This window comes from Cognatiluteimonas profundi, assembly GCF_009792795.1.
In the GTDB taxonomy this organism is placed as follows: domain Bacteria; phylum Pseudomonadota; class Gammaproteobacteria; order Xanthomonadales; family Xanthomonadaceae; genus Cognatiluteimonas; species Cognatiluteimonas profundi.
In genome coordinates this window covers 313,614-338,123 of record NZ_VKHQ01000005.1, presented here as the reverse complement: position 1 = coordinate 338,123, position 24,510 = coordinate 313,614, and the positions used below count along the sequence as shown (strand labels likewise).

28 protein-coding genes and 1 tRNA gene are annotated in these 24,510 nt (G+C 67.2%); 22 read left to right on the top strand and 7 right to left on the bottom strand.

Translation table 11 applies throughout. The features are described from left to right. The first annotated feature begins 28 nt into the window (after positions 1-28). Positions 29-1,276 carry a Na+/H+ antiporter NhaA gene (nhaA, locus tag GST15_RS11435; RefSeq protein WP_159017408.1) on the top strand — a complete coding sequence of 416 codons (1,248 nt, stop codon included), beginning with the start codon at positions 29-31 and terminating at the stop codon, positions 1,274-1,276. Beyond that, on the top strand, positions 1,276-2,133 hold the full coding sequence (locus GST15_RS11430) for an NAD-dependent epimerase/dehydratase family protein (protein ID WP_159017407.1): 858 nt from the start codon (positions 1,276-1,278) through the stop codon (positions 2,131-2,133). Before nhaA ends, GST15_RS11430 begins: the two co-directional genes overlap by 1 nt. A 15-nt stretch (positions 2,134-2,148) precedes the next feature. Here the strand turns inward: GST15_RS11430 and GST15_RS11425 are convergent, their stop codons facing one another. From GST15_RS11425 to GST15_RS11415, 3 genes are read right to left on the bottom strand one after another with little or no spacing between them, the layout of a single operon-like run. Further along, on the bottom strand, positions 2,149-3,054 hold the full coding sequence (locus tag GST15_RS11425; RefSeq protein WP_159017406.1) for a DMT family transporter: 906 nt from the start codon (positions 3,052-3,054) through the stop codon (positions 2,149-2,151). Next, positions 3,054-3,521, bottom strand: a complete 468-nt coding sequence (locus GST15_RS11420) for an Mpo1 family 2-hydroxy fatty acid dioxygenase (RefSeq protein ID WP_159017405.1) — start codon at positions 3,519-3,521, stop codon at positions 3,054-3,056. The genes GST15_RS11425 and GST15_RS11420 overlap by 1 nt, the downstream gene beginning before the upstream one ends. A 43-nt stretch (positions 3,522-3,564) precedes the next feature. Continuing rightward, entirely contained in the window at positions 3,565-4,488 is a 924-nt protein-coding gene (locus GST15_RS11415) for a phosphoribosylaminoimidazolesuccinocarboxamide synthase (RefSeq protein ID WP_159017541.1), read from the bottom strand. A gap of 88 nt (positions 4,489-4,576) precedes the next feature. Between GST15_RS11415 and GST15_RS11410 the strand changes: the two genes are divergently transcribed. From GST15_RS11410 to GST15_RS11365, 10 genes are all read left to right on the top strand, one after another. Beyond that, positions 4,577-4,930 carry a J domain-containing protein gene (locus GST15_RS11410; RefSeq protein WP_159017404.1) on the top strand — a complete coding sequence of 118 codons (354 nt, stop codon included), beginning with the start codon at positions 4,577-4,579 and terminating at the stop codon, positions 4,928-4,930. A gap of 77 nt (positions 4,931-5,007) precedes the next feature. Then, complete coding sequence (gene rpe / locus GST15_RS11405; protein WP_159017403.1) at positions 5,008-5,694, top strand: ribulose-phosphate 3-epimerase; 687 nt, start codon at positions 5,008-5,010, stop codon at positions 5,692-5,694. 232 nt (positions 5,695-5,926) lie between these two features. Further along, the gene (trpE, locus tag GST15_RS11400) at positions 5,927-7,411 is read left to right on the top strand and encodes an anthranilate synthase component I (RefSeq protein ID WP_233263167.1); all 1,485 of its coding nucleotides are present in this window, start codon (positions 5,927-5,929) and stop codon (positions 7,409-7,411) included. Positions 7,412-7,621: 210 nt separating this feature from the next. After that, on the top strand, positions 7,622-7,882 hold the full coding sequence (locus GST15_RS11395) for an acid-shock protein (protein ID WP_159017401.1): 261 nt from the start codon (positions 7,622-7,624) through the stop codon (positions 7,880-7,882). Positions 7,883-7,978: 96 nt separating this feature from the next. After that, positions 7,979-8,653, top strand: a complete 675-nt coding sequence (locus GST15_RS11390) for a winged helix-turn-helix domain-containing protein (RefSeq protein WP_159017400.1) — start codon at positions 7,979-7,981, stop codon at positions 8,651-8,653. After that, complete coding sequence (locus GST15_RS11385; RefSeq protein WP_159017399.1) at positions 8,650-10,023, top strand: sensor histidine kinase; 1,374 nt, start codon at positions 8,650-8,652, stop codon at positions 10,021-10,023. Before GST15_RS11390 ends, GST15_RS11385 begins: the two co-directional genes overlap by 4 nt. Positions 10,024-10,099: 76 nt before the next feature. Then, the gene (locus GST15_RS11380; RefSeq protein ID WP_159017398.1) at positions 10,100-10,678 is read left to right on the top strand and encodes an anthranilate synthase component II; all 579 of its coding nucleotides are present in this window, start codon (positions 10,100-10,102) and stop codon (positions 10,676-10,678) included. A 76-nt stretch (positions 10,679-10,754) separates the two neighbouring features. After that, on the top strand, positions 10,755-11,801 hold the full coding sequence (gene trpD, locus GST15_RS11375) for an anthranilate phosphoribosyltransferase (RefSeq protein WP_159017397.1): 1,047 nt from the start codon (positions 10,755-10,757) through the stop codon (positions 11,799-11,801). Positions 11,802-11,826: 25 nt separating this feature from the next. Beyond that, positions 11,827-12,618 (top strand): indole-3-glycerol phosphate synthase TrpC, encoded by a 792-nt coding sequence (gene trpC, locus GST15_RS11370; protein ID WP_159017396.1) that lies wholly within the window; start codon positions 11,827-11,829, stop codon positions 12,616-12,618. Next, positions 12,615-13,382, top strand: a complete 768-nt coding sequence (locus GST15_RS11365; RefSeq protein ID WP_159017395.1) for a haloacid dehalogenase-like hydrolase — start codon at positions 12,615-12,617, stop codon at positions 13,380-13,382. The genes trpC and GST15_RS11365 overlap by 4 nt, the downstream gene beginning before the upstream one ends. 35 nt (positions 13,383-13,417) lie before the next feature. Here GST15_RS11365 and GST15_RS11360 read toward each other — a convergent pair whose 3' ends face one another. Beyond that, a complete protein-coding gene (locus GST15_RS11360) occupies positions 13,418-13,876 on the bottom strand; it encodes a GNAT family N-acetyltransferase (RefSeq protein ID WP_159017394.1) in 459 nt (152 codons plus the stop codon). Then, positions 13,876-14,580: a cAMP-activated global transcriptional regulator CRP gene (gene crp, locus GST15_RS11355; protein ID WP_159017393.1), complete on the bottom strand. Its 705-nt coding sequence runs from the start codon at positions 14,578-14,580 to the stop codon at positions 13,876-13,878. Before crp ends, GST15_RS11360 begins: the two co-directional genes overlap by 1 nt. Positions 14,581-14,719: 139 nt before the next feature. On the opposite strand from crp, the gene speD reads away from it, so the two are divergent. Further along, a complete protein-coding gene (gene speD, locus GST15_RS11350; RefSeq protein ID WP_159017540.1) occupies positions 14,720-15,511 on the top strand; it encodes an adenosylmethionine decarboxylase in 792 nt (263 codons plus the stop codon). Positions 15,512-15,585: 74 nt separating this feature from the next. Here speD and coq7 read toward each other — a convergent pair whose 3' ends face one another. Then, on the bottom strand, positions 15,586-16,245 hold the full coding sequence (gene coq7, locus GST15_RS11345; protein WP_159017392.1) for a 2-polyprenyl-3-methyl-6-methoxy-1,4-benzoquinone monooxygenase: 660 nt from the start codon (positions 16,243-16,245) through the stop codon (positions 15,586-15,588). A gap of 223 nt (positions 16,246-16,468) precedes the next feature. On the opposite strand from coq7, the gene rplM reads away from it, so the two are divergent. From rplM to maiA, 6 genes are all read left to right on the top strand, one after another. Next, positions 16,469-16,897, top strand: coding sequence for a 50S ribosomal protein L13 (gene rplM / locus GST15_RS11340; protein WP_159017391.1), 429 nt, complete (start codon positions 16,469-16,471; stop codon positions 16,895-16,897). A 3-nt stretch (positions 16,898-16,900) separates the two neighbouring features. Continuing rightward, complete coding sequence (rpsI, locus tag GST15_RS11335) at positions 16,901-17,293, top strand: 30S ribosomal protein S9 (RefSeq protein ID WP_159017390.1); 393 nt, start codon at positions 16,901-16,903, stop codon at positions 17,291-17,293. 27 nt (positions 17,294-17,320) lie between these two features. Then, a tRNA-Gln gene (locus GST15_RS11330) sits at positions 17,321-17,394 on the top strand. Between the two features lie 80 nt (positions 17,395-17,474). After that, entirely contained in the window at positions 17,475-18,209 is a 735-nt protein-coding gene (locus GST15_RS11325) for a 2OG-Fe dioxygenase family protein (protein ID WP_199268766.1), read from the top strand. A 104-nt stretch (positions 18,210-18,313) separates the two neighbouring features. Next, on the top strand, positions 18,314-19,303 hold the full coding sequence (locus GST15_RS11320) for a fumarylacetoacetate hydrolase family protein (protein ID WP_159017389.1): 990 nt from the start codon (positions 18,314-18,316) through the stop codon (positions 19,301-19,303). Positions 19,304-19,417: 114 nt separating this feature from the next. Next, positions 19,418-20,077 carry a maleylacetoacetate isomerase gene (maiA, locus tag GST15_RS11315; RefSeq protein WP_199268765.1) on the top strand — a complete coding sequence of 220 codons (660 nt, stop codon included), beginning with the start codon at positions 19,418-19,420 and terminating at the stop codon, positions 20,075-20,077. 49 nt (positions 20,078-20,126) lie between these two features. Here maiA and GST15_RS11310 read toward each other — a convergent pair whose 3' ends face one another. Further along, positions 20,127-21,245, bottom strand: a complete 1,119-nt coding sequence (locus tag GST15_RS11310) for a PilT/PilU family type 4a pilus ATPase (RefSeq protein ID WP_159017387.1) — start codon at positions 21,243-21,245, stop codon at positions 20,127-20,129. A 90-nt stretch (positions 21,246-21,335) separates the two neighbouring features. Between GST15_RS11310 and GST15_RS11305 the strand changes: the two genes are divergently transcribed. The 3 genes from GST15_RS11305 (at position 21,336) to GST15_RS11295 (ending at position 24,494) form a co-directional block, all read left to right on the top strand. Next, complete coding sequence (locus GST15_RS11305) at positions 21,336-22,379, top strand: DUF4398 domain-containing protein (RefSeq protein ID WP_159017386.1); 1,044 nt, start codon at positions 21,336-21,338, stop codon at positions 22,377-22,379. Between the two features lie 335 nt (positions 22,380-22,714). Next, positions 22,715-22,933 carry an HP1242/YdcH family protein gene (locus GST15_RS11300; protein ID WP_159017385.1) on the top strand — a complete coding sequence of 73 codons (219 nt, stop codon included), beginning with the start codon at positions 22,715-22,717 and terminating at the stop codon, positions 22,931-22,933. Positions 22,934-23,123: 190 nt separating this feature from the next. Next, positions 23,124-24,494: a pyridoxal-phosphate dependent enzyme gene (locus tag GST15_RS11295; protein ID WP_159017384.1), complete on the top strand. Its 1,371-nt coding sequence runs from the start codon at positions 23,124-23,126 to the stop codon at positions 24,492-24,494. Positions 24,495-24,510: the final 16 nt, after the last annotated feature.

Sequence of the window (24,510 nt, the reverse complement as noted above, 5' to 3'; positions counted from 1 at the left end):
GATTTGCCCGCGTCGCTACAATGCGGGCATGACCGACACCAGCGCCGTACCCGAGGTGGTGCGCAGGCTTCCCGACCGCGCGCTGCACGCATTGGTCGAATTCCTCCGGCTGGAGTCGTCCGGCGGCATCCTGCTGATCGCCGCCGCGATGCTGGCGCTGCTGTGCGCCAACTCGCCGCTGCAAAATTGGTACGACGGCTTCCGCTCGATGCCGGTGGCCGTGGTGATCGGCGACCTGCAGATCGCCAAGCCATTGCTGCTGTGGATCAACGACGGCCTGATGGCGGTGTTCTTCCTGCTCGTCGCGCTGGAACTCAAGCGCGAGATGTTGAGCGGGCAATTGTCCGATCGCGACCAGGTGCTGCTGCCGCTGCTGTGCGCGGCGGCCGGCGTTGCGGTGCCGGCGCTCATCTTCTGGGGCATCAACCACGGCGATGCGGCGGCGATGCGCGGATGGGCGATCCCGGCGGCCACCGACATCGCGTTCGCGCTGGGCATCCTGTCGCTGCTCGGCTCGCGGGTGCCGGTCGGGATGAAGCTGCTGCTGTCGACGATCGCCGTCGCCGACGACCTCGCGGCGATCGTCATCATCGCGTTCTTCTACAGCAGTGGGCTGTCGGGTGTCGCGCTGGCATGGGCCGGGGTCGCCATCGCGGCGATGGCCATGCTCAATCGCAGCGGCGTGCGTGCACTGACGCCCTACCTGTTGCTCGGCGTGGTGGTGTGGGTCTGCGTGCTCAAGTCCGGCGTGCACGCCACGCTGGCCGGTGTCGTCACCGGCCTGATGATCCCGCATCGATCGCGCGACGATGGCGCGGTCGATACCGCGTCGTCGCCACTGGCGACGCTCGAACATGCGCTGCATCCCTGGGTCGCCTACGCGATCCTGCCGATGTTCGCGTTCGCCAACGCCGGTCTCCAGCTCGGTGCGCTGACGCCCGACGACCTGTTGAAACCGGTGCCGCTGGGCGTCGCGCTTGGCCTGTTGCTGGGCAAGCCGATTGGCGTGATCGGCGCGGCGTTGCTGGCGCGGACAGCCGGACTGGCGCGACTCCCCGACGGCATGGATGCACGGTCCATGATCGGACTGGGCCTACTCTGCGGCATCGGTTTCACCATGAGCCTGTTCATCGGGTCGCTCGCCTTCGGCGATGCCCCCGAGCTGGCGCGCACCAGCGTGCTCGGCATCCTCTGCGCATCGTTGCTGGCAGCGGGGGGCGGGTATCTGTGGCTGCGCGTGGCCTTGCCGTCCGCGCCGGGCAGGGGCAACACCTGATGCGGCGCGCGCTGGTCTTTGGCGGCAGTGGGCAGATCGGCGCGTCGCTGCTGGCCCGCTTGCAGGCGGCGCAGTGGAGCGTGATTGGCGTATCCCGCAATTCGCAACCCGCGTCGGCCGGCGTGCAGTGGCTGCGCGGTGATCTGTCGAGCGTCGACGACCTGCCGGCTTGCGTCGACGCGATCTTCAGTTGCGGGCCACTGGATCACTTCGGCCGCTGGTATGCGGAATCGACACTGGACGCCGCGCGCGTGGTGGCATTCGGCTCGACCAGCGTCGACGTCAAGGCGTCGTCCGTTGATCCGGCCGAACGCGACCTGGCGCTGCGACTGGCCGAAGGCGAGCGCGCGGTGTTCGCCGCGGCGGCGATCCGCGGTGCAGGGGCGACCCTGTTGCGGCCGACCCTGGTGTATGGCGCTGGCCGCGACCAGACGCTGACGCGCATCGCGAACATCGCGCGTCGCTGGGGCCGGATGCTGTTGCCGCGCGATGCCTGCGGCCTGCGCCAGCCGGTGCATGTCGATGACCTGTCCGCCGCCGCGCTCGCGGCCTGCGATGCGGTCGCTACCCACGGCCAGGCCTACGCGCTTGCTGGCGGGGAGACGCTGCAATACCGCGAGATGGTCGCGCGCGTGCTGGCGGTGCTGCAGCCGCCCGCTGCATTGATCGAGATCCCGGCGCCGCTGTTCCATGCGGCAGCATGGTCGGCACGGATGCTGGGACGCACCGGGATGGGGGACGCGGTCGTTGCACGCCTGCGCAGCGACCTGGTGTTCGACGTCGCGCCTGCATCGCGCGCCTTCGGCTACGCACCGCGCGCCTTCCGGCCGACCGCGGACATGTTCAAGTCACCCTGAGCCGCGGAGCCGGGATCACAGCTCCTCCGCCAGCGGCATCGGCCGCGTGCGCGCCATCGCCCGCAGCGCGATCAGCAGCACGCCGCCCAGCACCATCGCGCCGCCGATCCACAATTGCGGGCCAGGCCGGTCACCCCACACGACGATGCCCAGCACGATCGCCAGCACAGGGGACAGCAACAGCCATGGCGTGACTTCGGCGACGGGATGCTTCTGCACCAGCACGTAATACAGGCCGTGTCCCAGCAGCGAAGCAAACAGCGCCGAATACGCGGCACCACCCCAGCCGATCCAGCTTGCCGCGCGCAGTGCCGCGAAACCGCCGGGCTCGAACACCGCGCTCAGCGCCAGCAGTGGCAGGATGGCGATGAGCGCGGTCCAGCCCTGCTGGCTGAGCATGCCCAGGCCTTTCAGCGGGCGCATGAGCACGGTGCCGATCGCCAGGAACAATGCCGCTACCAGCATCAGCAGCAACGATTGCGGGTGTTGCAGCACGAGCGGATCGAAGCCCAGCACGAGCACGCCGGCGAAACTCACCGCGATCGCCACCCCCGTGCGCCAGCCGAAGCGTTCGCCCAGCCACCACCAGGCCAGCAGCGCCGCCATCGGCACGTAGCTCTGCATGACGATCGCCGGCGACGACAGGTTGCCGGCCAGGTGCAGCGCCCAGAAGCTCAGGCCGAAATGCAGCACGCCATTGCACAGCGCCACCGCCAGCAGTCGCGGCCATTGTCCGCGCGGCGGCGGGCGGACGAAGGCGACCAGCGCCAGCCCCAGGATCGCCAGGCGCACGGCAGTGAACAGGAATGGCGGGATTTCGCGCAGCGCGAAAGCCGATGTCAGGAAGTTGCCGGCCCACACCACGCAGACGACCAGCACCAGGAACAGGTCGCGCCCGCGCAGGCCGGCGCGATCGCGCATCAGTACGACCAGCCGAACTTGCGATAGAGCTTCGCCAGCACCCACGCCGGGCCGATCAGCAGGTAGGTCAGGTCGGTGAGGAAACTCGGCTTGCGGCCTTCGATGTGGTGGCCGATGAACTGCGCGATCCAGGCGACGACGAAGACGATGGCGGCGGCGATCGCCAGTTGCTGGCTGCCGATCGCGGCCTGCAGTGCACGCATGGCCCACGCCAGCGCCACGAACACCAGCAGCATCCCGTAGCCGAGCTTGCGCGATGCGCGGTTGTAGAACATCCAGGCGGCGAACATCGCCAGTGCGCCCCACAGCCCCGGCCGGAACCAGGTGCCGACAACCGGGATGCACCACAGCAACGCGACCACGCTGGCGAGGATCGCCGGCACGGCGATGACATGGATGCGCTGGTTCACCGCATCCTGGTGGTCGCCGGAATACCTGGCGAACCAGCGATCGATCGGACGTTCCATGCAGTGGTCTCCTGTCGGGTCGGCGGCGGCCGGTTCTACGGCGTCAGTCGATGGAAATGCCGGCCAGCCGCTGCAATGCCTCGGCGTACTTGGCGCGCGTGCGCTCGATCACCTCAGAGGGCAGGTGCGGGCCGGGCGCGGTCTTGTCCCAGTCGAGCGTCTCCAGGTAGTCGCGCACGAACTGCTTGTCGAAGCTCGGCGGGCTGCTGCCGACCTGGTATTCGTCCGCCGGCCAGTAGCGCGAGGAGTCGGGCGTCAGCATTTCGTCCATGACGTACAACCGGCCGTCCGCATCGGTGCCGAACTCGAATTTGGTGTCGGCCAGCAGGATGCCGCGCTGCGCGGCGAAGTCGCTGGCGAATCGATACAGCCGCAATGTCGCATCGCGGACCTGCTCGGCGAGATCGGCGCCGACCGTGCGCACCATGGTGTCGAAATCGATGTTCTCGTCATGGTCGCCCACCGAGGCCTTGGTCGACGGGGTAAAGATCGGCTGCGGCAACTGCTCGGCCTGGCGCAGGCCGTCGGGCAGGGTGATGCCACTGACGCGGCCGGTGCGCTGGTAATCCTTCCAGCCGCTGCCGATGAGGTAGCCGCGTGCGATGGCTTCCACCGGCACCGGCTTGAGCTTGCGCGTGACCACCGCGCGGCGTGCATACGGCGCGGGATCGATTCCCGGCGGCAGGACGCTGGCGACGTCGATCCCGGTCAGGTGGTTGGGCACCAGGTGCGCGGTCTGCGCGAACCAGAAATTGCTGACCTGGCACAGCATCTCGCCCTTGCCCGGGATCGGGTCCGGCAGGACCACGTCGAATGCGCTGAGCCGGTCGGTGGCGACGATCAGCAGCAGTGGGCCGAATGCGTGCGCCGCGGCCGTGCTCGCCGGCAGGTCGAAGACGTCACGGACCTTGCCGCGGTGGCGCAGCACCAGGCCGGGGAGATCGGATTCAAGCAGGAAGGGTCGCAGGGAAGGGTTGGCCACGCGCGGTCCGGCAGTCGGTGCGAAAGGCCCGCTAGTGTAACGGCGCTTGCCCCGGGGCCTGTAAACTGATGCGGTGAACCGCGATGGCGTCCCGCAGCGCTGGTACGGAAAAGTGATCGGCCTGGTGGCGGGATTCCTGCTGCTGCGCGTCGATCCCTTGCTGGGTGCGCTGATCGGGTTGCTGCTGGGCCATGCAGTGGATGCGGGCTGGTTTGCCGGGCGCGGACATGCCAATCCGGAGCATGCCTACCGGGTGCTGGGCCTCACCGCCGATGCCAGCGACAGCGACATCGACCTGGCCCGGCGCCGGCTGATCGCGCAACACCATCCGGACAGGGCGGCCGACGAAGCGTCCCGCAAGGCGGCCGAGCGCAGGACGCGCGAGATCAACGCAGCCTATGCGCGGATCCGCAAGCTGCGCCGGTAAGCGGCATGTCTCCACCCGATCGTGCGTGACCGCTGCATCCGTCCCTCCCGCGACTTCCACCCACACACGAGCCGACCATGCAGCCGACCGTCATTGCGCCTTCGATCCTGTCCGCCGATTTCGCGCGCCTTGGCGACGAAGTCGACACCGTGCTGGCGTCGGGCGCCGACTGGGTGCACTTCGACGTGATGGACAACCATTACGTGCCCAACCTCACCATCGGCCCGCTGGTGTGCGAGGCGCTGCGCAAGCATGGCGTCACCGCACCGATCGACGTGCACCTGATGGTCGAGCCGGTGGACCGGCTCATCCCGGACTTCGCCAAGGCCGGTGCCACCGACATCAGCTTCCATCCCGAAGCCAGCCGGCACGTGCATCGCACGATCCAGTTGATCAAGGCGCAGGGCTGTCGCGCCGGGCTGGTGCTCAACCCGGCGACGTCGACCGACGTGCTCGAATGGGTCCTCGCCGACCTCGACATGGTGCTGGTGATGTCGGTCAACCCGGGCTTTGGCGGGCAATCGTTCATTCCCTCCGCGCTGGACAAGCTCAGGCGCGTGCGCGCGATGATCGATCGCTGCAATGCCGACCACGGCAAGTGCATCCGGCTGGAGATCGACGGCGGGGTCAAGCCGGACAACATCGCCGACATCGCGTCGGCAGGCGCCGACACGTTCGTCGCCGGCTCGGCGATCTTCGGGCATGCGGACTACCGCGCGGTCATCGCCGCGATGAAGGCAGCCGTGGCGTCCGTGCGCGCCTGAAAAAAAAGACCGGTGCCGGTTTCCCGGCCCCGGTCTGGGGTTGGAGGCGTCCCTGCCTCCGCGTTTCGTCCCTGCAATGGACCCTGATTATCCGGACACCGGGTGACAGCGACGTGACCCCGCCGTGGCCTTTTTCGTGCAGCAATGCGCAGTCCAGGTGAACTGGATAGAGTTGGTCCCGATGCGGCCCGCGCGCCTCGAGCCACGCTCTTCAACAAGCAAGGAACCGTGCGTGACCACTGCCGACGCCCAGCAATCGTTCCAGGCCTTCGCCGCCGCAGGCCACACCCGCATCCCGGTGGTGCGCGAGGTGCTGTCGGACCTGGACACGCCGCTGTCGGTGTACCTCAAGCTGGCGGACGGGCCGCATACCTACCTGTTCGAATCGGTGGAAGGCGGCGAACGGTTCGGCCGTTACTCGATCATCGGGCTGCCGGCGCGGCGCGTGTATGCGTTTGCCGGCCACACGCTGTACGTGACCGAGCATGGCGAACTGGTGGAGGCACGCGAGGTCGCCGATCCGTTCGCCGAGGTCGAGCGCCTGCGTGCCGAGCACTCGGTGCCACGGCTGGAGGGACTTCCCGGTTTCACCGGCGGACTGGTGGGCTGGTTCGGATTCGAATGCATCGGCTACATCGAGCCGCGCCTGGCGACGACCGCCAAGCCCGATGAGCTGGGCACGCCCGACATCCTGCTCATGCTCAGCGAGGAGCTGGCCGTCTTCGACAACCTGAAGGGCCGGCTGTACCTGATCGTGCATGCCGATCCGCGCGAACCGCAGGCGTGGGCGAAGGCGAATCGCCGCCTCGACGAACTGACGCATCGCCTGCGTCATGGCGGCGCCGGTTATCCGGAAACACTGGTGCCCGCGGCGCTGGACGAAAGTGATTTCGTCTCCGGCTTCACCCGCGATGGTTTCATCGCGGCGGTGCAGGCCTGCAAGGAATACATCGCCGCCGGCGACATCTTCCAGGTCGTGCTGTCGCAGCGGCTGAGCGTGCCCTTCCATGCGCGCCCGGTCGACGTGTATCGTGCATTGCGCGCGCTCAATCCCTCGCCCTACATGTACTTCCTCGATGTCGGCGACATGCAGGTGGTCGGTTCGTCGCCGGAGATCCTGGTGCGCCTGCAGGATGGCGTGGTCACCGTGCGGCCACTCGCCGGCACGCGTCCGCGTGGCGCCACGCCGGAGCAGGACGCAGCGCTGGAGGCCGAGCTGCTGGCCGATCCCAAGGAGCGCGCCGAGCACCTGATGCTGATCGACCTTGGCCGCAACGATGTCGGCAGGGTCAGCCAGCCGGGTACGGTCGCCGTCGGCGAGCAGTTCGCGATCGAGCGTTACAGCCACGTCATGCACATCGTCAGCGAGGTGACCGGGACCTTGCGCGAGGGGTTGAGCTATGCCGACGTGCTTCGCGCCACGTTCCCTGCCGGGACGGTCAGCGGCGCGCCCAAGATCCGCGCACTGGAAGTGATCGCCGAACTCGAACCCATCAAGCGCAACGTCTACGCCGGCAGCATCGGCTACATCGGCTGGCACGGCGATGCGGACACCGCGATCGCGATCCGCACGGCCGTCATCCAGGACGGCAGGCTGCACGTGCAGGCTGGCGCCGGCATCGTCCACGACTCCGACCCGGCCACCGAGTGGGAAGAGACGATGAACAAGGGCCGCGCGCTGTTCCGCGCGGTGGCCGAGGCCGCACGCGGGCTGTAGCGGCAAAGGCGAATTCCGCCTTGTCCATGGTCTTGCGATCGTCACTGTCGAGCTTGGCCACGCCGTGAGCAAGGCGCAGTGCGTGCAGGGGCGGGCATTACGAAGATTTCATGTGCCTGCCATCAGGCGGCATGCCGCGCCGGCGCATGGTGATCCCGGGTTGGGCGAGCCCCGCCCTTTTTAATTTCCCCTCGACCAAAGGACACATTCATGAAGATCACCTCGATCGCATTGGCGCTGGGCCTGGCTCTTGGCGCAAGCGCGGCCATGGCTGCCCCGCAGGCCACGCCTGCGACGCCGGCCACATCGGCGACTCCAGCTGCCGCGCCGGCCAAGGCAAAAACCGCCTCCACGCACCATAAGCGCCACCATCGCAAGCACAGGATCGCCAAGGCCAAGACCACGAAGAAGAACGACCACGACGCCGACGACATGAAGAAGCCGGCCACGGGCACCACCAAGAAGAGCTGAGCGACACAACACGTCCGCCTGTCGTTCCCCGGCAGGCAGTGCCCCGTCGGCGGCATGCCGGCGGGGTATTCTTTTTCAGGGCCCGTGGAAACCGGCATGCGCATCCTCCTGGTCGAAGACGACAACCACACCGCCAGCTTCGTCGCCAAGGGTCTGCGCGAGGACGGCCATGGCGTGGACTGCGCCGACAATGGCAAGGACGGCCTGTTCCTGGCGACCACCGAGTCGTATGACGCGATCGTGCTGGACCGGATGCTGCCGCAGCTGGACGGCATGACCGTGCTCAGGACCCTGCGGGGCGCCGGCAACCACACGCCCGTGCTGCTGCTGACGGCGCTGGGCGACATCGACCATCGCGTCGAAGGCCTGCGCGCGGGCGCCGACGACTACCTGGTCAAGCCTTTCGCGTACGCGGAACTGAGCGCGCGCCTGGACAGCCTCGTGCGTCGCGGCAGCAGTGGTGGCGCCGAACCCACGCGCCTGCGCGTCGATGACCTCGAGCTGGACCTGCTCAAGCGCGAAGCCATGCGTGGCGGCAAGACCATCGAGTTGCAGCCACGCGAGTTCCGCCTGCTCGAATACCTGATGCGCCAGGCCGGCCGCGTGGTGACGCGGACGATGCTGCTCGAAGGCGTCTGGGACTATCACTTCGACCCGCAGACCAACGTCATCGACGTGCACATCAGCCGCTTGCGGCAGAAGATCGACCAGGGCTTCCCGGTGCCCTTGCTGCACACCGTGCGCGGCGCCGGCTACCGCATGGGCTCATGAGCCGGCCGGCATTCGCGTGGGCGCGATCGAGCAGCGCGCGCCTTGCCGTGGCGGTCACGGCGTCGTTCCTGCTGGCGTTCGTGCTGCTGGGCGCGGGCGTCTACTTCGCCGTCTCCACCTTGCTGACCAACGATGCGCGCGAGGTCATCCGCGCCGATGCCGGCGGCTTGCTGCAGCTCTACCACGAGGGTGGGCGCAAGGATTTGCTGGATGAGGTGCGCGACCGCGCCGAGGCGCCCGACGATCCCGACGCCGAATACGCCATCGTCGCGCGCAACGGGCACATCGAGGCCGGCACGTTTTCGCGACTGCCGCGCGCGATCGCGCGCGAGCCGCGCTGGATCGAATTGCGCGACCGCAATCCGGACGACGGCAGTACCTCCCGCGTGGTGGCCTACCTGCAGCCACTGCGCGACGGTGAGGTGCTGGTCACCGGATTGCAGACCCGCAGCCAGGATCGCTTCCTCGCGCTGATGCTGCGGACGGCGCTGGTGGGCTTGTTCGTGGCGACCACGCTCGGCGGCCTGATCGGCTGGCTGACCGCGCGCTGGGTCGCCGGGCGCCTGCGCAGCCTCGATGAAACCGCCGCGCAGGTCGGCGCGGGCGAGCTGCGCCTGCGCGCGCGCCTGGACGGCAGCGATGACGCCTTCGACCGGCTGGCGCGCCGCTTCAACGGCATGCTCGATCGGATCGGCGAATTGCTCGATGGCGTGCGCCACGCCACCGACCACATCGCGCACGACCTGCGTACGCCGCTCACGCGGCTTCGCAACCGGCTGGACCGCATGCGACGGGAATGGACGCTGGCCGATCCGGCACAAGGCCGCATGCTGGATGCGGCGATCAACGAGACCGACCAGATCCTGCAATCCTTCGGCGCCTTGTTGCGGCTGGCGCGGATCGAGGCGCAGCCGCCACCCGACGCCTGCGAGGGCGTCGACCTGCGCCAGCTGGTCGGCGACGCCATCGAGCTCTACGCGCCGATCGCGGCGGAGCGACGGATCACCTTCGACTGCACGACGCCAGCCGCGCAGGTTCGCGGCGATGCCGACCAGTTGTTCCAGCTGCTGGTGAACCTGCTCGACAACGCGGTGAAGTTCGCGCCGGCGGGCAGCGTGGTCGAGGTCTGCGTGCGTCCGATCCCGCAGGCGGTCGAGCTCGACGTGGCCGATCGCGGCAGCGGCATCGACGAGTGCGACCGCGAACGCGTGTTCGACCGCTTCGCACGGCTCGAAGCCCATCGTGCGTCACCGGGAACGGGGCTCGGGCTGAGCCTTGCGCGTGCGATCGTCCTGCGCCACGAAGGCCGCATCGCGCTGCTGGACAATGGCCCCGGGCTTCGCGTGCGGGTGACGCTGCACGCGGCGTAACGGCCGGTTTGCCAGCAGGGTCGTGCGTCGATAGATTGGCGGTCCCCCATCGCGCCAGTTGCGCCGCGGAGCGGTTTTGCTCCTGATGATCGACAACTACGACAGCTTCACCTGGAACCTCGTGCAGTACCTGCAGACGCTGGGGGCGGAGGTCGAGGTGGTGCGCAATGATGCGCTGTCGGTGGCCCAGATCGAGGCGCTGGCTCCGGAGCGCATCGTCATTTCGCCGGGTCCGTGCACGCCCAACGAGGCAGGGGTATCGGTCGACGTGATCCGCCAACTGGGCGCGCGCGTGCCGATCCTGGGTGTCTGCCTGGGGCACCAGAGCCTGGGCCAGGCCTATGGCGGCGACGTGGTCCGCGCCAGGACGATCATGCATGGCAAGACCTCGCGCATCCGCCATGCCGGCAAGGGCGTCTTCGCCGGCCTTCCGGATGGCTACGAGGCGACCCGTTACCATTCGCTGGTGGTGTCGCAGGAGACGCTGCCCGCCTGCCTGGAAATGACGGCCTGGACCGAGGACGCCGACGGCGGGGTCGACGAAATCATGGGGCTGCGGCATCGCGAACACCCGGTGCAGGGCGTGCAGTTCCATCCGGAGTCCATCCTCACCGAGCACGGGCATGCCCTGCTGAAGAACTTCCTGGACGTGTAGCGCGGGCACCGGGTCGCCGCACGCGCGCAGCCAATCGACGGCGGGCCAGGGCCCGCCCTACGGAAACAACGAGACGATGCCGATCACGCCGCAACAAGCGCTTCAACGCACCATCGAGCACCGCGAGATCTTCCATGACGAGATGGTCGAGCTGATGCGGATGATCATGCGTGGCGAGGTGTCGCCGGTCATGACGGCGGCGCTGCTCACGGGCCTTCGCGTCAAGAAGGAGACCGTTGGCGAGATCGCCGGCGCCGCCACCGTGCTGCGCGAGTTCTCCATCCCGGTCGACGTGGCCGATCGCACGCACCTGGTCGATATCGTCGGCACCGGCGGCGATGGCGCCAATACGTTCAACGTCTCCACGGCGACGACGTTCGTGGTGGCCGCGGCGGGGGCGAAGGTCGCCAAGCACGGCAACCGTGGCGTGTCGTCGACCTCGGGCAGCGCCGACGTGCTCGAGGCGCTGGGCGCGGACATCACGCTGCAGCCCGAACAGGTCTCGCAGTGCATCCAGGCCACGGGCATCGGATTCATGTACGCGCCGCTGCACCACCCGGCGATGAAGGTCGTGGCGCCGGTGCGTGCGGAAATGGGCGTGCGCACGCTGTTCAACATCCTCGGTCCGCTGACCAACCCGGCGCGGGCACCGAACATCCTGATGGGCGTGTTCCATCCTGACCTGGTCGGCATCCAGGTGCGCGTGCTGCAGGAACTCGGCGCCACGCGGGCGCTGGTCGTCTGGGGCCGCGATGGCGTCGACGAGATTTCGCTGGGAGCCTCCACCCTGGTCGGCGAATTGCGCAACGGCGTGGTGAGCGAATACGAGATCCATCCGGAGGACTACGGGATCGCGATGGCGGCCAGCCGCAACCTGCGCGTCAACAACGTCGCTGAATCCAAGGCCATGTTGCTGTCCGCGCTGGACAACACGCCGGGCCTGCCGCGCGACATCGTCGTGCTGAATGCCGGCGCGGCGCTGTACGCGGCCGGGGTCGTCGAGTCGATCGATCGCGGGCTGGTGCGCGCGCGCGAAGCCATCTCGTCGGGCGCGGCCCTGGCCAAGCTGGAGGAATTCGTCGGCGTCAGCCGCATGCTCGGCGGACAGGTGGCGACGATATGAGCGCGAGCCTGAGTGGCGGCATGCCTTGAACGACATCCTGCGCACCATTCTCGCGCGCAAGGCCGTGGAAGTCGCCACGCGCAGCGCGCAACTGCCCTTGGCCGACGTCGCGGCCCGCGCTGTCGACATGGACGCGCCGCGGGGATTCGCGCGCGCGCTGCAACTGCGGCTCGATGCCGGCCAGCCCGCGGTGATCGCGGAAATCAAGCGCGCCAGTCCGTCGAAGGGACTGTTGCGCGCGGAGTTCGACCCGGCGGCAATCGCCCGCAGCTATGCCGATGCCGGCGCCGCCTGCCTGTCGGTGCTGACCGACGTGGATTTTTTCCAGGGTGCCGACGCCGACCTGCAGCAGGCGCGGGCAGCCTGTGCGCTGCCGGCCCTGCGCAAGGATTTCGTCATCGACGTCTACCAGGTCCATGAGGCCAGGATGCTGGGCGCCGACTGCGTCCTGCTTATCGTCGCGGCGCTCGACGACATGCAGCTGGCGCGACTGACGCAACTGGCGATGGACCTGGGCATGGATGTGCTGGTCGAGGTGCACGACATCGACGAGCTCGAGCGGGCATTGCAGGTTCCGGCGCCGCTGCTGGGCATCAACAATCGCAACCTGTCCACCTTCGAGGTGTCGCTGGACACGACGCTCGCATTGCGCAGCGCCGTCCCGGCCGATCGCATCCTGGTGACCGAAAGCGGCATCGCCACGCGCGCCGACGTCGGCAGGCTGCGGGAAGCGGGCGTCGGTGCATTCCTCGTCGGCGAGGCATTCATGCGCCGGGACGATCCGGGCGCGGCGTTGAAGGAGCTGTTTTTTTCATGATGAGCGGACAAGGACAGGACGCTGCGGCGGTACCACTCGTGGTCTTCGATTTCGACCACACGCTGTATGCAGGCGATTCGGGCGGCGACCTGGTGCAGTGGCTGATCCGCCGCAGCTGGCTGCGCATGCTGGCGACGATTCCGGCGTCGTTCGTCCTGCTGCCGATGCTGGCTGTCGTCCCCACGCGGCGGCGGGGGATCTCGGGCTACCTGTGGCTGGGGACTTTCGGCCTGCGCGACTACCGCGACATGAATGCGCTGATCCGCCGATATGTTTCCGCGCGCACCGACGACCTGCGCGCCGCGCTGCTGCCGCTTGCGATCAAGGTCCTCGAGCAACACCTGGCGGCTGGCGACCGCGTGGTCATCGCCACCGGCGCGCCGCCGGAACTGGCGCACGCGATCCTGGAATTCGTCGCCCACAGCGCGGTGCCCGTGGTGGGCAGCCACGAAGCACCCTTCCTCGGTGGCCTGATCACCGTCGAGCATTGCCATAACGAGAACAAGCTGCGCTGCCTGCAACGAAAGGGATACGGTGGGCCGATCGCCGTCGCCTATTCCGACAGCAGCGCCGACCTGCCGTTGCTCAAGGCTGCGCGGCGACCCGTCGTGGTGAATCCCAAGCGGTCGAGTGTCGCGATGTTCAGGCGTGAACTGCCGCCCGGGACACCCATGCTCAACTGGGGATGCGCCAATCGTGCGGGCGATCCGCCTGCACCGTCGAGCAGTCCTGCCCCCGTGCAATCGACGCCAACGCCTGAGTGATCGCGGTGGCCCGGCCGCGGGCAGCAGGGGCGGCGTCAGTCTCCCAGCCGCTTGAAGAAATGCAGCGAACCGTCGGCATAGCCGCAACGGTGGTAGAAGGCGTGCGCCTCGGTGCGGCCAGCGTTGCTGGTCACTTCGATCCGCGCTGCGCCGGCGCGGCGGGCAATGCCTTCGACTTCCCGCAGCAGGCGTCGTCCGATGCCCAGGCGGTTGCTCCCCGGCATGACCACCAGCGCGGTAATCCGCGCCTGGTCTTCGCCGCGGGTCAGGGAGTAACGCAGGTCCAGCGCCACGAGCCCGCAGGCGTGGCCGGACAGCTCGGCGATCAACAGGTGCTGGCGCGGGTCGCCGAGGACGTAGGCGATGCGATCGGCCGCTTCGTCGCGGCTGCAGGGATATCCGAGGGCCTCGAGCAGCGTCGCGACGTCGGATGCGTCACCGGTGGCGGCGGCGCGGATGGTGGCAACCTCGGCGGGCGCCTGGCCGCGACCCACTACCGTGTGCCGTAGAGCACGACCGTCTTGCCGCGGGCGTGCAGCACGCCGTCGATCTGCAGCTTCTTGAGCACGCGCCCGGCCATTTCCCGCGAGCAGCCGACCAGCCGGGCCAACTCCTGCCGGGAGACGCGCAACTGCGTCCCCTGCGGATGGCTCATCGCCTCCGGCTCGCGGGTGAGGTCGTGCAGGGTGCGGATGATGCGGTCGGTGACATCCAGGAAGGCAAGGCGACCGGCCTTGCGGCTGGTATCCAGGAGCCGCCGGGACAGCTGCGCACCGATCGCGTAGACGATCTTGGTGGCGTCGCCGGAGAGCGGGCCGTCGAACAGCTGGTACAGGCGCTCGTAACTGATCTCGCCCAGCTCGCACTGGGTCCGCGTCCGCAGGATGACTTCACGCCGGTCCGACTCGATGAACAGGCCCATTTCGCCGACAAACTCGCCGACGCCGAAATAGCCCAGCACCAGCTCCCGGTCGTCGTCCTCCTCGGTGATGATGCTGACCGAGCCGTTCACCACGTAATAAAGGGTGCCGGCTGGGTCCCCCGGGCGGAAGACATCCGTGCGCGGCGGGTAGCGGCGACGGTGGCAATAGCTCAGGAAGCGCTCCAGGGCGGCAGCATCCGGCGCCAGGGGGCTGGCGGGCCGGCGATGCACGTGGACCACCGCGGGGGCGAAATTCCTGGAAGCATTGACTGACATTTGGCAGGAAGAGTAGGCCGTTGTGGCGGCCCGGGCAATCCCGTTTTGGGATCGGGGTCACTGACCGCCGGCCATGGCGCCCCCCTGGCCTCGAATGCCGCATAATCCCGCGCTTCGCCTGCCGCTGGGATCCACCGCCTTGGTCAAGCCGTTGCCGCGCCTGAAACTGCAGGGATTCAACAACCTGACGAAAGCGCTTTCGTTCAACATCTACGACGTCTGCTACGCCGTCTCCGAAGAGCAGCGCCAGCGCTACATCGAATACATCGATGAGGCCTACAACGCCGACCGCCTGACGCAGATCCTCAGCGACGTGGCCGAGATCATCGGCGCGAACATCCTCAACATCGCGCGCCAGGACTACGAGCCGCAGGGCGCGTCGGTGACCATCCTGATCTCCGAACAACCGGTGATCGACAAGGCCGACGCGCGCGGCGTGATCCCGGAAGCCGTGGTCGCGCACATGGACAAGTCGCACATCACCGTCCACACCTATCCGGAAACGCACCCGCAGCACGGCATCGCCACGTTCCGCGCGGACATCGACGTCGCCACCTGCGGCGTCATTTCGCCGTTGAAGGCCTTGAACTACCTGATCGAGAGCCTCGAGTCCGACATCGTGGTGATGGATTACCGCGTGCGCGGCTTCACCCGCGACATCAAGGGCAAGAAGCACTACATCGACCACCGGATCAATTCGATCCAGGAATTCCTGGCCAAGAACATCCGCTCGCGCTACGAGATGTTCGACGTGAACGTCTACCAGGAAAACATCTTCCATACGAAGGCGCACCTGAAGGACTTCGATCTCGACAATTATCTGTTCGAGGAAAAGGCCAAGAACCTGTCGTTCAAGGACCGGATGAAGATCGAGGCGCTGCTCAAGCGCGAGATCGAAGAGCTCTTCCACGGGCGCAACCTGGTCGAGTGAGGCGCGATTACCCGTAGGGCGGGTTTCAACCCGCCGCCGTTATCCCGAATGCCGATGGCGGGTTAAAACCCGCCCTATATCCGGTAGGCGACCAGCTTCATCAGCTTCGAGGCGGCCGCCATCAGCGACGGCACCGGGAACGGCAGGTCGCGCGCCCCCTGCGCCAGCGCCTGCTCGGCATGCCGGGCCTCGTCGGCCTTCATCGTGGACACGATGGCGCGGCTGCGCGCGTCCGCCAGCGGCAGCGTCTGCAGGTGTTCATCCAGATGCGCTTCGACCTGGCGTTCGGTCTCCACGACGAAGCCCAGGTTCCAGCCGTCGCCACGCAGGCCGGCAATGGCGCCGATGGCGTAGCTGCCCGCGTACCACAGCGGATTGAGCAGGCTCGGGCGGCTGTCCAGTTCCCGCAGGCGCTGGCCGCACCACGCCAGGTGGTCGGTTTCCTCCTGGGCGGCCGCGAGCAGCTGGGCCCGCGTGCCGGGATCGCGGGCGACCGCGGCCTGGCCGACGTACAGGGCCTGGGCGCAGACTTCGCCGACATGGTTGATGCGCATCAGGCCGGCGGCATGCCGGCGCTCGTCGGGCTCGAGCACGATGTCGGCCTGGTCGAGGCCGGGATTCGCCCGCCGGGCGCGGGGCGCACCGAACAGGGTTCCGAGTGCGTTCTGGGCATCGATCAGCACGCGGTCGAGGGCGTTGAAGTGGCGGCTGCCTGGGCGGGGAATGGGGTTCATCGGCTGATTCTGGCACCTGTCATGTGGAAAGACGTCGAAGGCAGGGCCTCGCCGCCATGGCCCGGTCTCGTCTTCCCGACCTGCGTCGACTTGCGGCACCGCGGCCGGACCGCTATCATTCCGCCTCTTTTGTTCCGCCTGCTGTCTGGCGGCACGCACAACGCGCGGCGACATTCCGTCGATATCCGACGGTATTAGCCCGACAAGGTCCCGTAGATCCGCCATGAAGACTTTCACTGCCAAGAACGAAACCGTCCAGCGCGACTGGTACGTGGTCGATGCCGAGGGCAAGACCCTGGGTCGGCTCGCATCCGAGCTCGCCCGCCGCCTGCGCGGCAAGCACAAGCCGGTGTATACCCCGCACGTCGATACCGGCGACTACCTGGTGGTGGTCAACGCCGAGAAGATCGCGGTGACCGGCAACAAGCTGCAGGACAAGATGTATTACCGGTTCACCGGTTACGTCGGCAACCTGAAGTCCGAGAACCTGGCCCAGGCATTGCAGCGTCATCCCGAGCGCGTCATCGAGATCGCCGTCAAGGGCATGCTGCCGAAGAATCCGCTGGGCCGCGCGATGTATCGCAAGCTCAAGGTCTACGCCGGTCCGACTCACCCGCACGCTTCCCAGCAGCCTCAGCTGCTCGAGATCTAAGACATGGCAATCACGCAGAATTACGGCACTGGCCGCCGCAAGTCCTCCACCGCCCGCGTGTTCCTGCGCAAGGGCGACGGCAAGATCACCATCAATGATCGCTCGATCGAGGATTTCTTCGGCCGCGAAACCGCGCGCATGATCGTGCGCCAGCCGCTCGAGCTCACCAAGTCGACCGACAAGTTCGACGTCCTGGTCACGGTCGAGGGCGGTGGCAACACCGGCCAGGCCGGCGCCATCCGCCTGGGCATCTCGCGCGCGCTGGTCGAGTACGACGAGTCGCTGAAGGGTGAACTGCGCAAGGCTGGTTTCATGACGCGCGACGCACGTGAAGTCGAGCGCAAGAAGGTCGGCCTGCACAAGGCACGCCGCGCCACCCAGTTCTCGAAGCGCTAAGCCATTCGACCTAGAATTTCGATCCATAGCCCCGTAGCCAAGCGGTAAGGCACCTGACTCTGACTCAGGCATCGGTGGTTCGAATCCATCCGGGGCTGCCATACCAAAGCCACCGCAATATCGTGAAACCCGCACTCGTGCGGGTTTTTGCGTTCCGCGGACCGCTCCTGAAGAGGAAGCCATGGTCGCCAGCTTCACCGCCCCGCTGACGCCGCTGGATGCATTGCTGCCACGGATGCAGTCGCGCGGATATGCCGTGTTGTCGCCGGCCAGCGTCGCGACCCTGGTTGGTTGCGACCTGGCACAGCTGGATGCACTGCGACCGAGCTGGGATGGGCTGGCCCCTGATCTCTACCTGCGCGACGGCGGCCGCTACCGCAAACGCCGGCATTCCTGCTTCGTGCTCACCGACGATGGTCTTGTCCAGGCGCCGCATCGCGCGCATTGGCAATCCCAGGAATACAACGCCCTGCACGGCGGCATGCGTCGCTGGTTTGAGCCGATCACGCCCGACGTCATCGCCGAGCCGATCTGGCCGCGTCTGCTGGAGACGCTGGGACGCCTGTTCTGGCAGTTGCGCCCGACCCCGGCCTGGTATGTCGAGGCGCACCAGTTCCGTATCGACACCACCGACGGCATCGGTCGCCCGACGCCTGAGGGCGCGCATCGCGACGGGGTCGATTTCGTCGCCGTTTTCCTCGTCGACCGCACCGGCATCACCGGCGGCGAAACGCGCGTGTTCGAGGCAGGCGGACCCGACGGCCAGCGCTTCACCCTGGCCGAGCCATGGTCGCTGTTGCTGCTGGACGACGCGCGCGTCATCCATGAATCCACCCCGATCCAGCCGCTGCGCGATGGTGCGCATCGCGACACGCTGGTGCTGACCTACCGCGCGGGCGGTTTCCAGGGCGACTGACCCGGTCCAGCTCCACCATCGCGACGATGCGCGTGCGCGGGAACCGGAGGCGATGCGCGAATGCCGCGCGTTACAATCTGCGGCCGCATCCAAGGTCCTGGCGCATGAAACTCGGTTCCCTGAAGCAGGGCGGCCGCGATGGCACCCTCATCGTGGTCTCGCGCGATCTCCAGCATGCAGTGCAGGCGACCGGCATCGCGCCCACGCTGCAGCGCGCGCTGGATGACTGGTCGACCCTGGCACCGCGCCTCAACGCATTGTCCGAAGCCCTGAACGACGGTAGTGCCGACGGCGCCTTCGCGCTCGACATCGCCCAGCTGGCCGCGCCACTGCCGCGCGCCTACGAGTTCGTCGACGGCAGCGCCTACCTTCCGCACGTCGCGCGCGTCCGCCGTGCCCGCGGCGCCGAGGTGCCCGAGAGCTTCTACACCGACCCGCTCATGTACCAGGCAACGAGTGCGGGGTTCCTGGGACCTCGCGACCCGGTGCGCGTCACCGATGAAAGCTACGGGATCGACCTGGAAGCGGAAATCGTCGTCATCACCGACGACGTCCCCATGGCGGTGACTCCCGAACAGGCGGCGAGCCACATCCAGCTGATCGGCCTGGTCAACGACGTCTCGCTGCGCAACCTGATTCCGGGGGAACTGGCCAAGGGATTCGGGTTCCTGCAGTCCAAGCCGCGCTCGGCGCTGTCACCGGTGTTCGTCACGCCCGACGAACTGGGCGAGCTGTGGCGCGAAAACAAGCTCCATCGGCCGCTGGTGACGCACATCAACGGCGAGTGGTTCGGCGCGCCCGAGGCTGGGGTCGACATGCAATTCGATTTCGCCCAGCTGGTGGCGCATGCAGCGCGAACCCGGCCGCTGGCAGCCGGCACCATTGTCGGTTCGGGCACGATCGCCAACGAGGACACCAGCCTCGGTGCATCGTGCTTCGCGGAAAAGCGCGTCGTCGAGGCGTTGCAGCATGGCAAGCCGCAGACGCCCTTCATGCAGTTCGGCGACGTCGTGCGGATCGAGATGACGGACGCGTCCGGCAACAGCATTTTCGGTGCGATCGAACAGCGGATTGAGCGACAAGCGCCCGCGTGACGCCCGGCGTGCCGGTCTGCGCGACCGGCGGTATTCCCGGTCACCGCGCGCCGGGCTAAGGTGCACACGGGGCTGAATGCGTGGCACCGCCATGGGGAGCGGGGCAATGGAGGAATGTTGACCGATCGGCTTTGCCTGTTTTCATACTGGCGCTCCAGCGCGGCGTATCGCGTGCGGATCGGCTTGAACCTGAAGGGGCTCGCCTACGAAATCGCACCCGTGCACCTGCTGCGCGATGGCGGGGAACAGCACAGCGATGATTTCCGCGCGGCGAATCCGCAGCAACTGGTTCCGGTATTGCAGCATGGCTACCGCACGCTGCGGCAATCGCTGGCGATCCTGGAATACCTCGATGAAATGTGGCCCGAGCCCCCGTTGCTGCCGACGAGTGCGCGCGACCGCCAGCGCGTGCGTGCGCTGGCGCAGCTGGTTGCATGCGACATCCATCCGCTCAACAACCTGCGGGTGCTTCAGTATTTCGAGCGCGACTGGGGGGTTCCGCAGACCGAGCGCGACGTCTGGGTCAAGCACTGGATCAACGAAGGCTTCACCGCGTTCGAAGCCTTGTTGCAGGATCACCCCTCGACCGGCGCCTTCTGCGAAGGTGACATCCCCACCATCGCCGACTGCTGCCTGATCCCGCAGGTCTACAACGCGCGCCGCTTCTCCATCGACCTGACGCCCTATCCCAACATCGTCCGCATCGAAGCGGCATGTCTTGCGCTGCCGGCATTCGATGCGGCGCGGCCGGAGCGCCAACCCGACACCCCATAGCGGCGGCGTCGAGCCCCCGTCCGTCGCCGCTCGACCAGGGCCGCTCGGCTCAGCTCTGGCCCAGCGCGGTGTCGTACACGTCGGCGTAGGGATCGTGCTCGCCGGAAGATCCTTCGGACAGGCGGAATTTCAGCGCCAGTCCATCGCGTGAATCGGCCGCCCGCAGGGCCTCCTCGCGCTCGACCTTGCCATCCTTGTAGAGCCGGAACAGGCACTGGTCGAAGCTCTCCATTCCCGATTCCAGCGACTCTTCCATTGCCTGCTTGAGTTCATGCACCTGGCCGCGACGCAGCAGGTCGCGGATCGTCGGGGTATTGATCAGGACCTCGGCTGCCGGCATGCGCCGGCCATCGACGCCAACCACCAGGCGCTGGGAGATGACGGCCTTGAGGTTCAGCGCGAGGTTCATCAGCACGTTCTTGTGCGCGCCTTCCGGAAAGAAATTCAGGATGCGCTCGATGGTCTGGTCGGCATTGTTGGAATGCAGCGTGGCCAGGCAGATATGACCGGTCTCGGCGAAGGCGATCGCGGCCTCCATCGTCGTCGCGTCCAGGATCTCGCCGATCAGGATCACGTCCGGCGCTTCGCGCATCGCGTTCTTCAGCGCACTGTGGAAGGCGTGGGTATCGATGCCGACTTCGCGCTGGTTGACGATGGACTGCTTGTGCTTGTGCAGGTATTCGATCGGATCCTCGATGGTGAGGATATGCCCGGACACGTTGCTGTTGCGGTAGTCGATCATCGAGGCCAGCGTGGTCGACTTGCCTGAACCGGTCGAGCCGACGATCAGCACCAGCCCGCGCGGCGCCATGATGATTTCCTTCAGCACCTGCGGCAGCTGAAGCTCCTCGATGGACGGCACCACGCTGCGGATCGAGCGGATGACCATGCCGACTTCGCCGCGCTGCTTGAACACATTGATGCGGAAGCGGCCCGCATCCTGCAGCGCCAGCGCCATGTTGAGCTCGAGGTCGCGCTCGAAGATCGGCACCTGGCCCTCGTCCATCAGCGAGTAGGCGATTTTCTTGACCATGCCTGGCGGCAGGCCGGTGCTACCCAGCGGGTACAGCTTGCCTTCGACCTTGATGTTCACCGGCGCCCCGGTGGTCAGGAACATGTCGGAGGCATTCTTCTCCGTCATCAGCTTCAGGAAATAGCCGATATCCATTCACGCTCCCTCTGATCGCGCCATCATTGCGGACGGCGCATAAGCTGATGAAAATGGCCGCGCGTCGCCCCTTCGCCACACGGCACCCCTATGAATCCAAGCTTCGCACAATTCCCCAGCGCCCGGCAGCAACGCCCATGGCATTCCGTGCGCCTGCTCACGTCCTGCGTATTCATGCTGGCCGGCTGCGCGACATTGCCGCCACCGACGGGCGAGCTCTCCGCTGCGCAACAGGCGGTCACGCGTGCCGGCAATGCCGATGCCGACCAATACGCGGGCGCGGTCATCGCGCAGGCGCGCGACGAACTCGCCCAGGCGCAGGCTGCAATGGGAAGAGGACGCGATGATGACGCCCGGACCCTCGCGGTCGCTGCGGCGGCCGACGCGGACCTGGCGTACGCCAGCAGCACCGCGGCCACCACCCGCGCCGACTTCGTGCAGCACCGCCAGGAAATCGGCGCGCTGCAGCAGCGGTTGCAGATGCCCGCCGACATCGAGCCGCAGAGTCCGCTGGATGACCAGCCCCAATCCGCGGTTGCGGCGGCCGCGCCGCCCGACGCTGCCCAGGTCCTGGCCGGTCGGATGCTGGCCCTGGAGTCGGATCCGCGACTCAATGCCTTCGCCGCGTACGAGCGCCTGATCGCCCATCAAGCCCTGGATTCGCTGGCCGCTGCCCGCAGCCGCTCACGCGACAATGCCGCGCGCATCGCCGAGCGCCGCGTATCCATCGCCGAACTGGCCGCCCGCACCCAGGCCACCCGCCGCGCGATCGACGGCATGGAGCGGCAGCGTAGCGAGCTGCTCGTCGAAGCCAGCCGCCAGGATGCCGAGCGCGCGCGGCAGGAGGCCGAGCAGTTGCGCGTCCAGGCGCAGGTGCAGGCCGAGGAAGCCCAGCGGCTGCGCGAGCAGGCTGATGCCGAAGCCGCCGCGCGCCAGCAGGCCGAAGAGGTCATCGTGGACGTCGGTGCGAGTGAAACGGCCAAGTTGAAGGCCGCGCGCGACAAGGAGTCGGCGCTGGCGCGACAGGAGGCTGAACTGATGGCGGCAGGGGAGAAGTCCGCGCCTGAAGCCAAGTCCAGGAAGTCCGCACCAGTCGTCCGGAAGCCTGCGGCGAAGAAAAAGAAGGGCAAGTAAATCAATCGGTTGCGGACGCGCTCGGTGATTGCGGGGTCTGTCCGTCGACCGTCTGGCGCCTGTTCAAATCGGCCCGCAAGCGCTTGCCGGTGCGGGCGCGGAAGAGTAGGGTCGAAATCACAGGCAGGGCCGCTTTTGACGCCGCCTGGTCACCGAGCCATGCCCAAATGATCAGAGCATCCGATTCCCCTCCGACGCCGCCAGCCACCCTGGTGACGTCGCATGCGGGAGTCGAATCCTGGGTGGCCGGTCTGTTGCAGTCGTTCCTGCAGGGCCTCGCGCCGACTCGCTGAGCCGCGCCCAGGCCCTTGGTTTCACGTGAGAGGAGGATTCCAATGTTCGAAGGGCAATCGCAGACAGAAGTTGACGCATTGATCCAGGGCAACTCCGAATTCAAGCTGCTCTACCAGCGCCACAAGCAACTGGACAAGCAGGTCCTTGACGCCGAGTTGGGAGTACTCCCGGTCGACGACGTGACCTTGAACCAGATGAAGCGCGAGAAACTCGCGGCCAAGGATCGCCTGACCCGTCTCTACGACGTGCTCCACCACTGATCCCGTCCCGACGCCGCGCAGCCCGCTGGTGGTTGCACGGCCAATGTTCCGTCGCGGGCGGCGGCGGCCTCCTCGTCGGCCGCCGCCGCCCGCGGTCTGTCCACCCGCCGCGCGTGTCGGTGACGATTACCGCGATCCGGACGATAATTCCCGCGATCCGCCCGCCTGCGGCGCCTGACCGGACCCATCCATGCCGATCCACCCCTCAGTCCTTGCCCTCGTCGGCGAGACGCCGATCGTCCGCGCGCAGCATCTGGATGCCGGTCCCTGCACGATCTACCTGAAGCTGGAAAGCCAGAATCCGGGTGGCTCGATCAAGGACCGCATCGGCCTGTCGATGATCGATGCCGCCGAGAAGCGCGGCGATATCGCGCCCGGCGACACCCTGGTCGAAGGCACGGCTGGCAACACCGGCATCGGCCTGGCGCTGGTCGCGCAGCAGAAGGGATACAAGCTCATCCTCGTCGTCCCGGACAAGATGAGCCGCGAGAAGATCTTCAACCTCAAGGCAATGGGCGCACAGGTGGTGTTGACGCGCTCGGACGTCGCCAAGGGGCATCCGGACTACTACCAGGACCTCGCCGCGCGCATCGCCAGCGAAACCCCCGGCGCGTATTTCATCAACCAGTTCGGCAATCCCGACAATCCCGCCGCGCACGAATTCGGCACCGGTCCGGAAATCCTGCGGCAGATGGACGGCGACCTGGACGCGGTCGTCTTCGGCTGCGGCAGCTCCGGCACGATGACGGGTTTGTCGCGCTGCTTTGCCACGCAATCGCCCAAGACCGAATTGATCCTCGCCGACCCGGTTGGTTCGATCCTGGCCGAATACATCAACGAAGGCACCCTGAGCGAGAAGTCCGCCAGCTGGATGGTCGAAGGCATCGGCGAGGATTTCCTGCCGCCGATCTCCGACTTTTCCCGGGTGACGAAAGCCTATGCCATCACCGACAAGGAAAGCTTCCTGACCGCGCGCGAGCTGCTGGAGAAGGAAGGCATCCTCGGTGGTTCATCGACAGGCACGCTGCTGGCCGCCGCGCTGAAGTACTGCCGCGAACAGACGCAACCCAAGCGCGTGCTGGTGTTCGTCTGCGACACGGGCAACAAGTACCTGTCGAAGATGTACAACGACTACTGGATGCTCGACAACGGCTTCCTGGAGCGCGATCAGTTCGGCGACCTGCGCGACCTGATCCTGCGCCCGTTCTCGCAGCGCGACACGGTGGTGGTCGCCCCCAACGACCTGCTGGTCACCGCCTACCAGCGCATGAAGCTGTACGACGTCTCGCAATTGCCGGTCATGGACGGCGATGAGCTGGTCGGCATCGTCGACGAATCCGACGTGCTGCTGCATGTGTATGGGGACGAAGCGCGGTTTCGCGACCCGGTGTCCACCGCGATGGTCAGCAAGCTGGACCGGCTGGACGTGGCGTCACCGATCGAGGCATTGCTGCCGGTGTTCGATCGCGGCCATGTCGCCATCGTCACCGACGGCCCACGCTTCCTCGGCCTGATCACCCGCATCGACCTGCTCAATTACCTGCGGCGCCGGGTGCAGTAAGCGGGAAGGGTGGTCA

Coding starts and splice junctions, on each gene's coding strand:
- GST15_RS11365 (WP_159017395.1), top strand. CDS start 12,615: ATGATGAGCGGACAAGGACAGGACGCTGCGGCGGTACCACTCGTGGTC.
- GST15_RS11320 (WP_159017389.1), top strand. CDS start 18,314: ATGAAACTCGGTTCCCTGAAGCAGGGCGGCCGCGATGGCACCCTCATC.
- rpe (WP_159017403.1), top strand. CDS start 5,008: ATGCAGCCGACCGTCATTGCGCCTTCGATCCTGTCCGCCGATTTCGCG.
- GST15_RS11310 (WP_159017387.1), bottom strand. CDS start 21,245: ATGGATATCGGCTATTTCCTGAAGCTGATGACGGAGAAGAATGCCTCC.
- rpsI (WP_159017390.1), top strand. CDS start 16,901: ATGGCAATCACGCAGAATTACGGCACTGGCCGCCGCAAGTCCTCCACC.
- GST15_RS11430 (WP_159017407.1), top strand. CDS start 1,276: ATGCGGCGCGCGCTGGTCTTTGGCGGCAGTGGGCAGATCGGCGCGTCG.
- trpD (WP_159017397.1), top strand. CDS start 10,755: ATGCCGATCACGCCGCAACAAGCGCTTCAACGCACCATCGAGCACCGC.
- coq7 (WP_159017392.1), bottom strand. CDS start 16,245: ATGAACCCCATTCCCCGCCCAGGCAGCCGCCACTTCAACGCCCTCGAC.
- maiA (WP_199268765.1), top strand. CDS start 19,418: ATGTTGACCGATCGGCTTTGCCTGTTTTCATACTGGCGCTCCAGCGCG.
- rplM (WP_159017391.1), top strand. CDS start 16,469: ATGAAGACTTTCACTGCCAAGAACGAAACCGTCCAGCGCGACTGGTAC.
- GST15_RS11385 (WP_159017399.1), top strand. CDS start 8,650: ATGAGCCGGCCGGCATTCGCGTGGGCGCGATCGAGCAGCGCGCGCCTT.
- GST15_RS11395 (WP_159017401.1), top strand. CDS start 7,622: ATGAAGATCACCTCGATCGCATTGGCGCTGGGCCTGGCTCTTGGCGCA.
- GST15_RS11425 (WP_159017406.1), bottom strand. CDS start 3,054: ATGCGCGATCGCGCCGGCCTGCGCGGGCGCGACCTGTTCCTGGTGCTG.
- GST15_RS11420 (WP_159017405.1), bottom strand. CDS start 3,521: ATGGAACGTCCGATCGATCGCTGGTTCGCCAGGTATTCCGGCGACCAC.
- nhaA (WP_159017408.1), top strand. CDS start 29: ATGACCGACACCAGCGCCGTACCCGAGGTGGTGCGCAGGCTTCCCGAC.
- GST15_RS11305 (WP_159017386.1), top strand. CDS start 21,336: ATGAATCCAAGCTTCGCACAATTCCCCAGCGCCCGGCAGCAACGCCCA.
- GST15_RS11325 (WP_199268766.1), top strand. CDS start 17,475: ATGGTCGCCAGCTTCACCGCCCCGCTGACGCCGCTGGATGCATTGCTG.
- crp (WP_159017393.1), bottom strand. CDS start 14,580: ATGTCAGTCAATGCTTCCAGGAATTTCGCCCCCGCGGTGGTCCACGTG.
- GST15_RS11390 (WP_159017400.1), top strand. CDS start 7,979: ATGCGCATCCTCCTGGTCGAAGACGACAACCACACCGCCAGCTTCGTC.
- GST15_RS11295 (WP_159017384.1), top strand. CDS start 23,124: ATGCCGATCCACCCCTCAGTCCTTGCCCTCGTCGGCGAGACGCCGATC.
- GST15_RS11300 (WP_159017385.1), top strand. CDS start 22,715: ATGTTCGAAGGGCAATCGCAGACAGAAGTTGACGCATTGATCCAGGGC.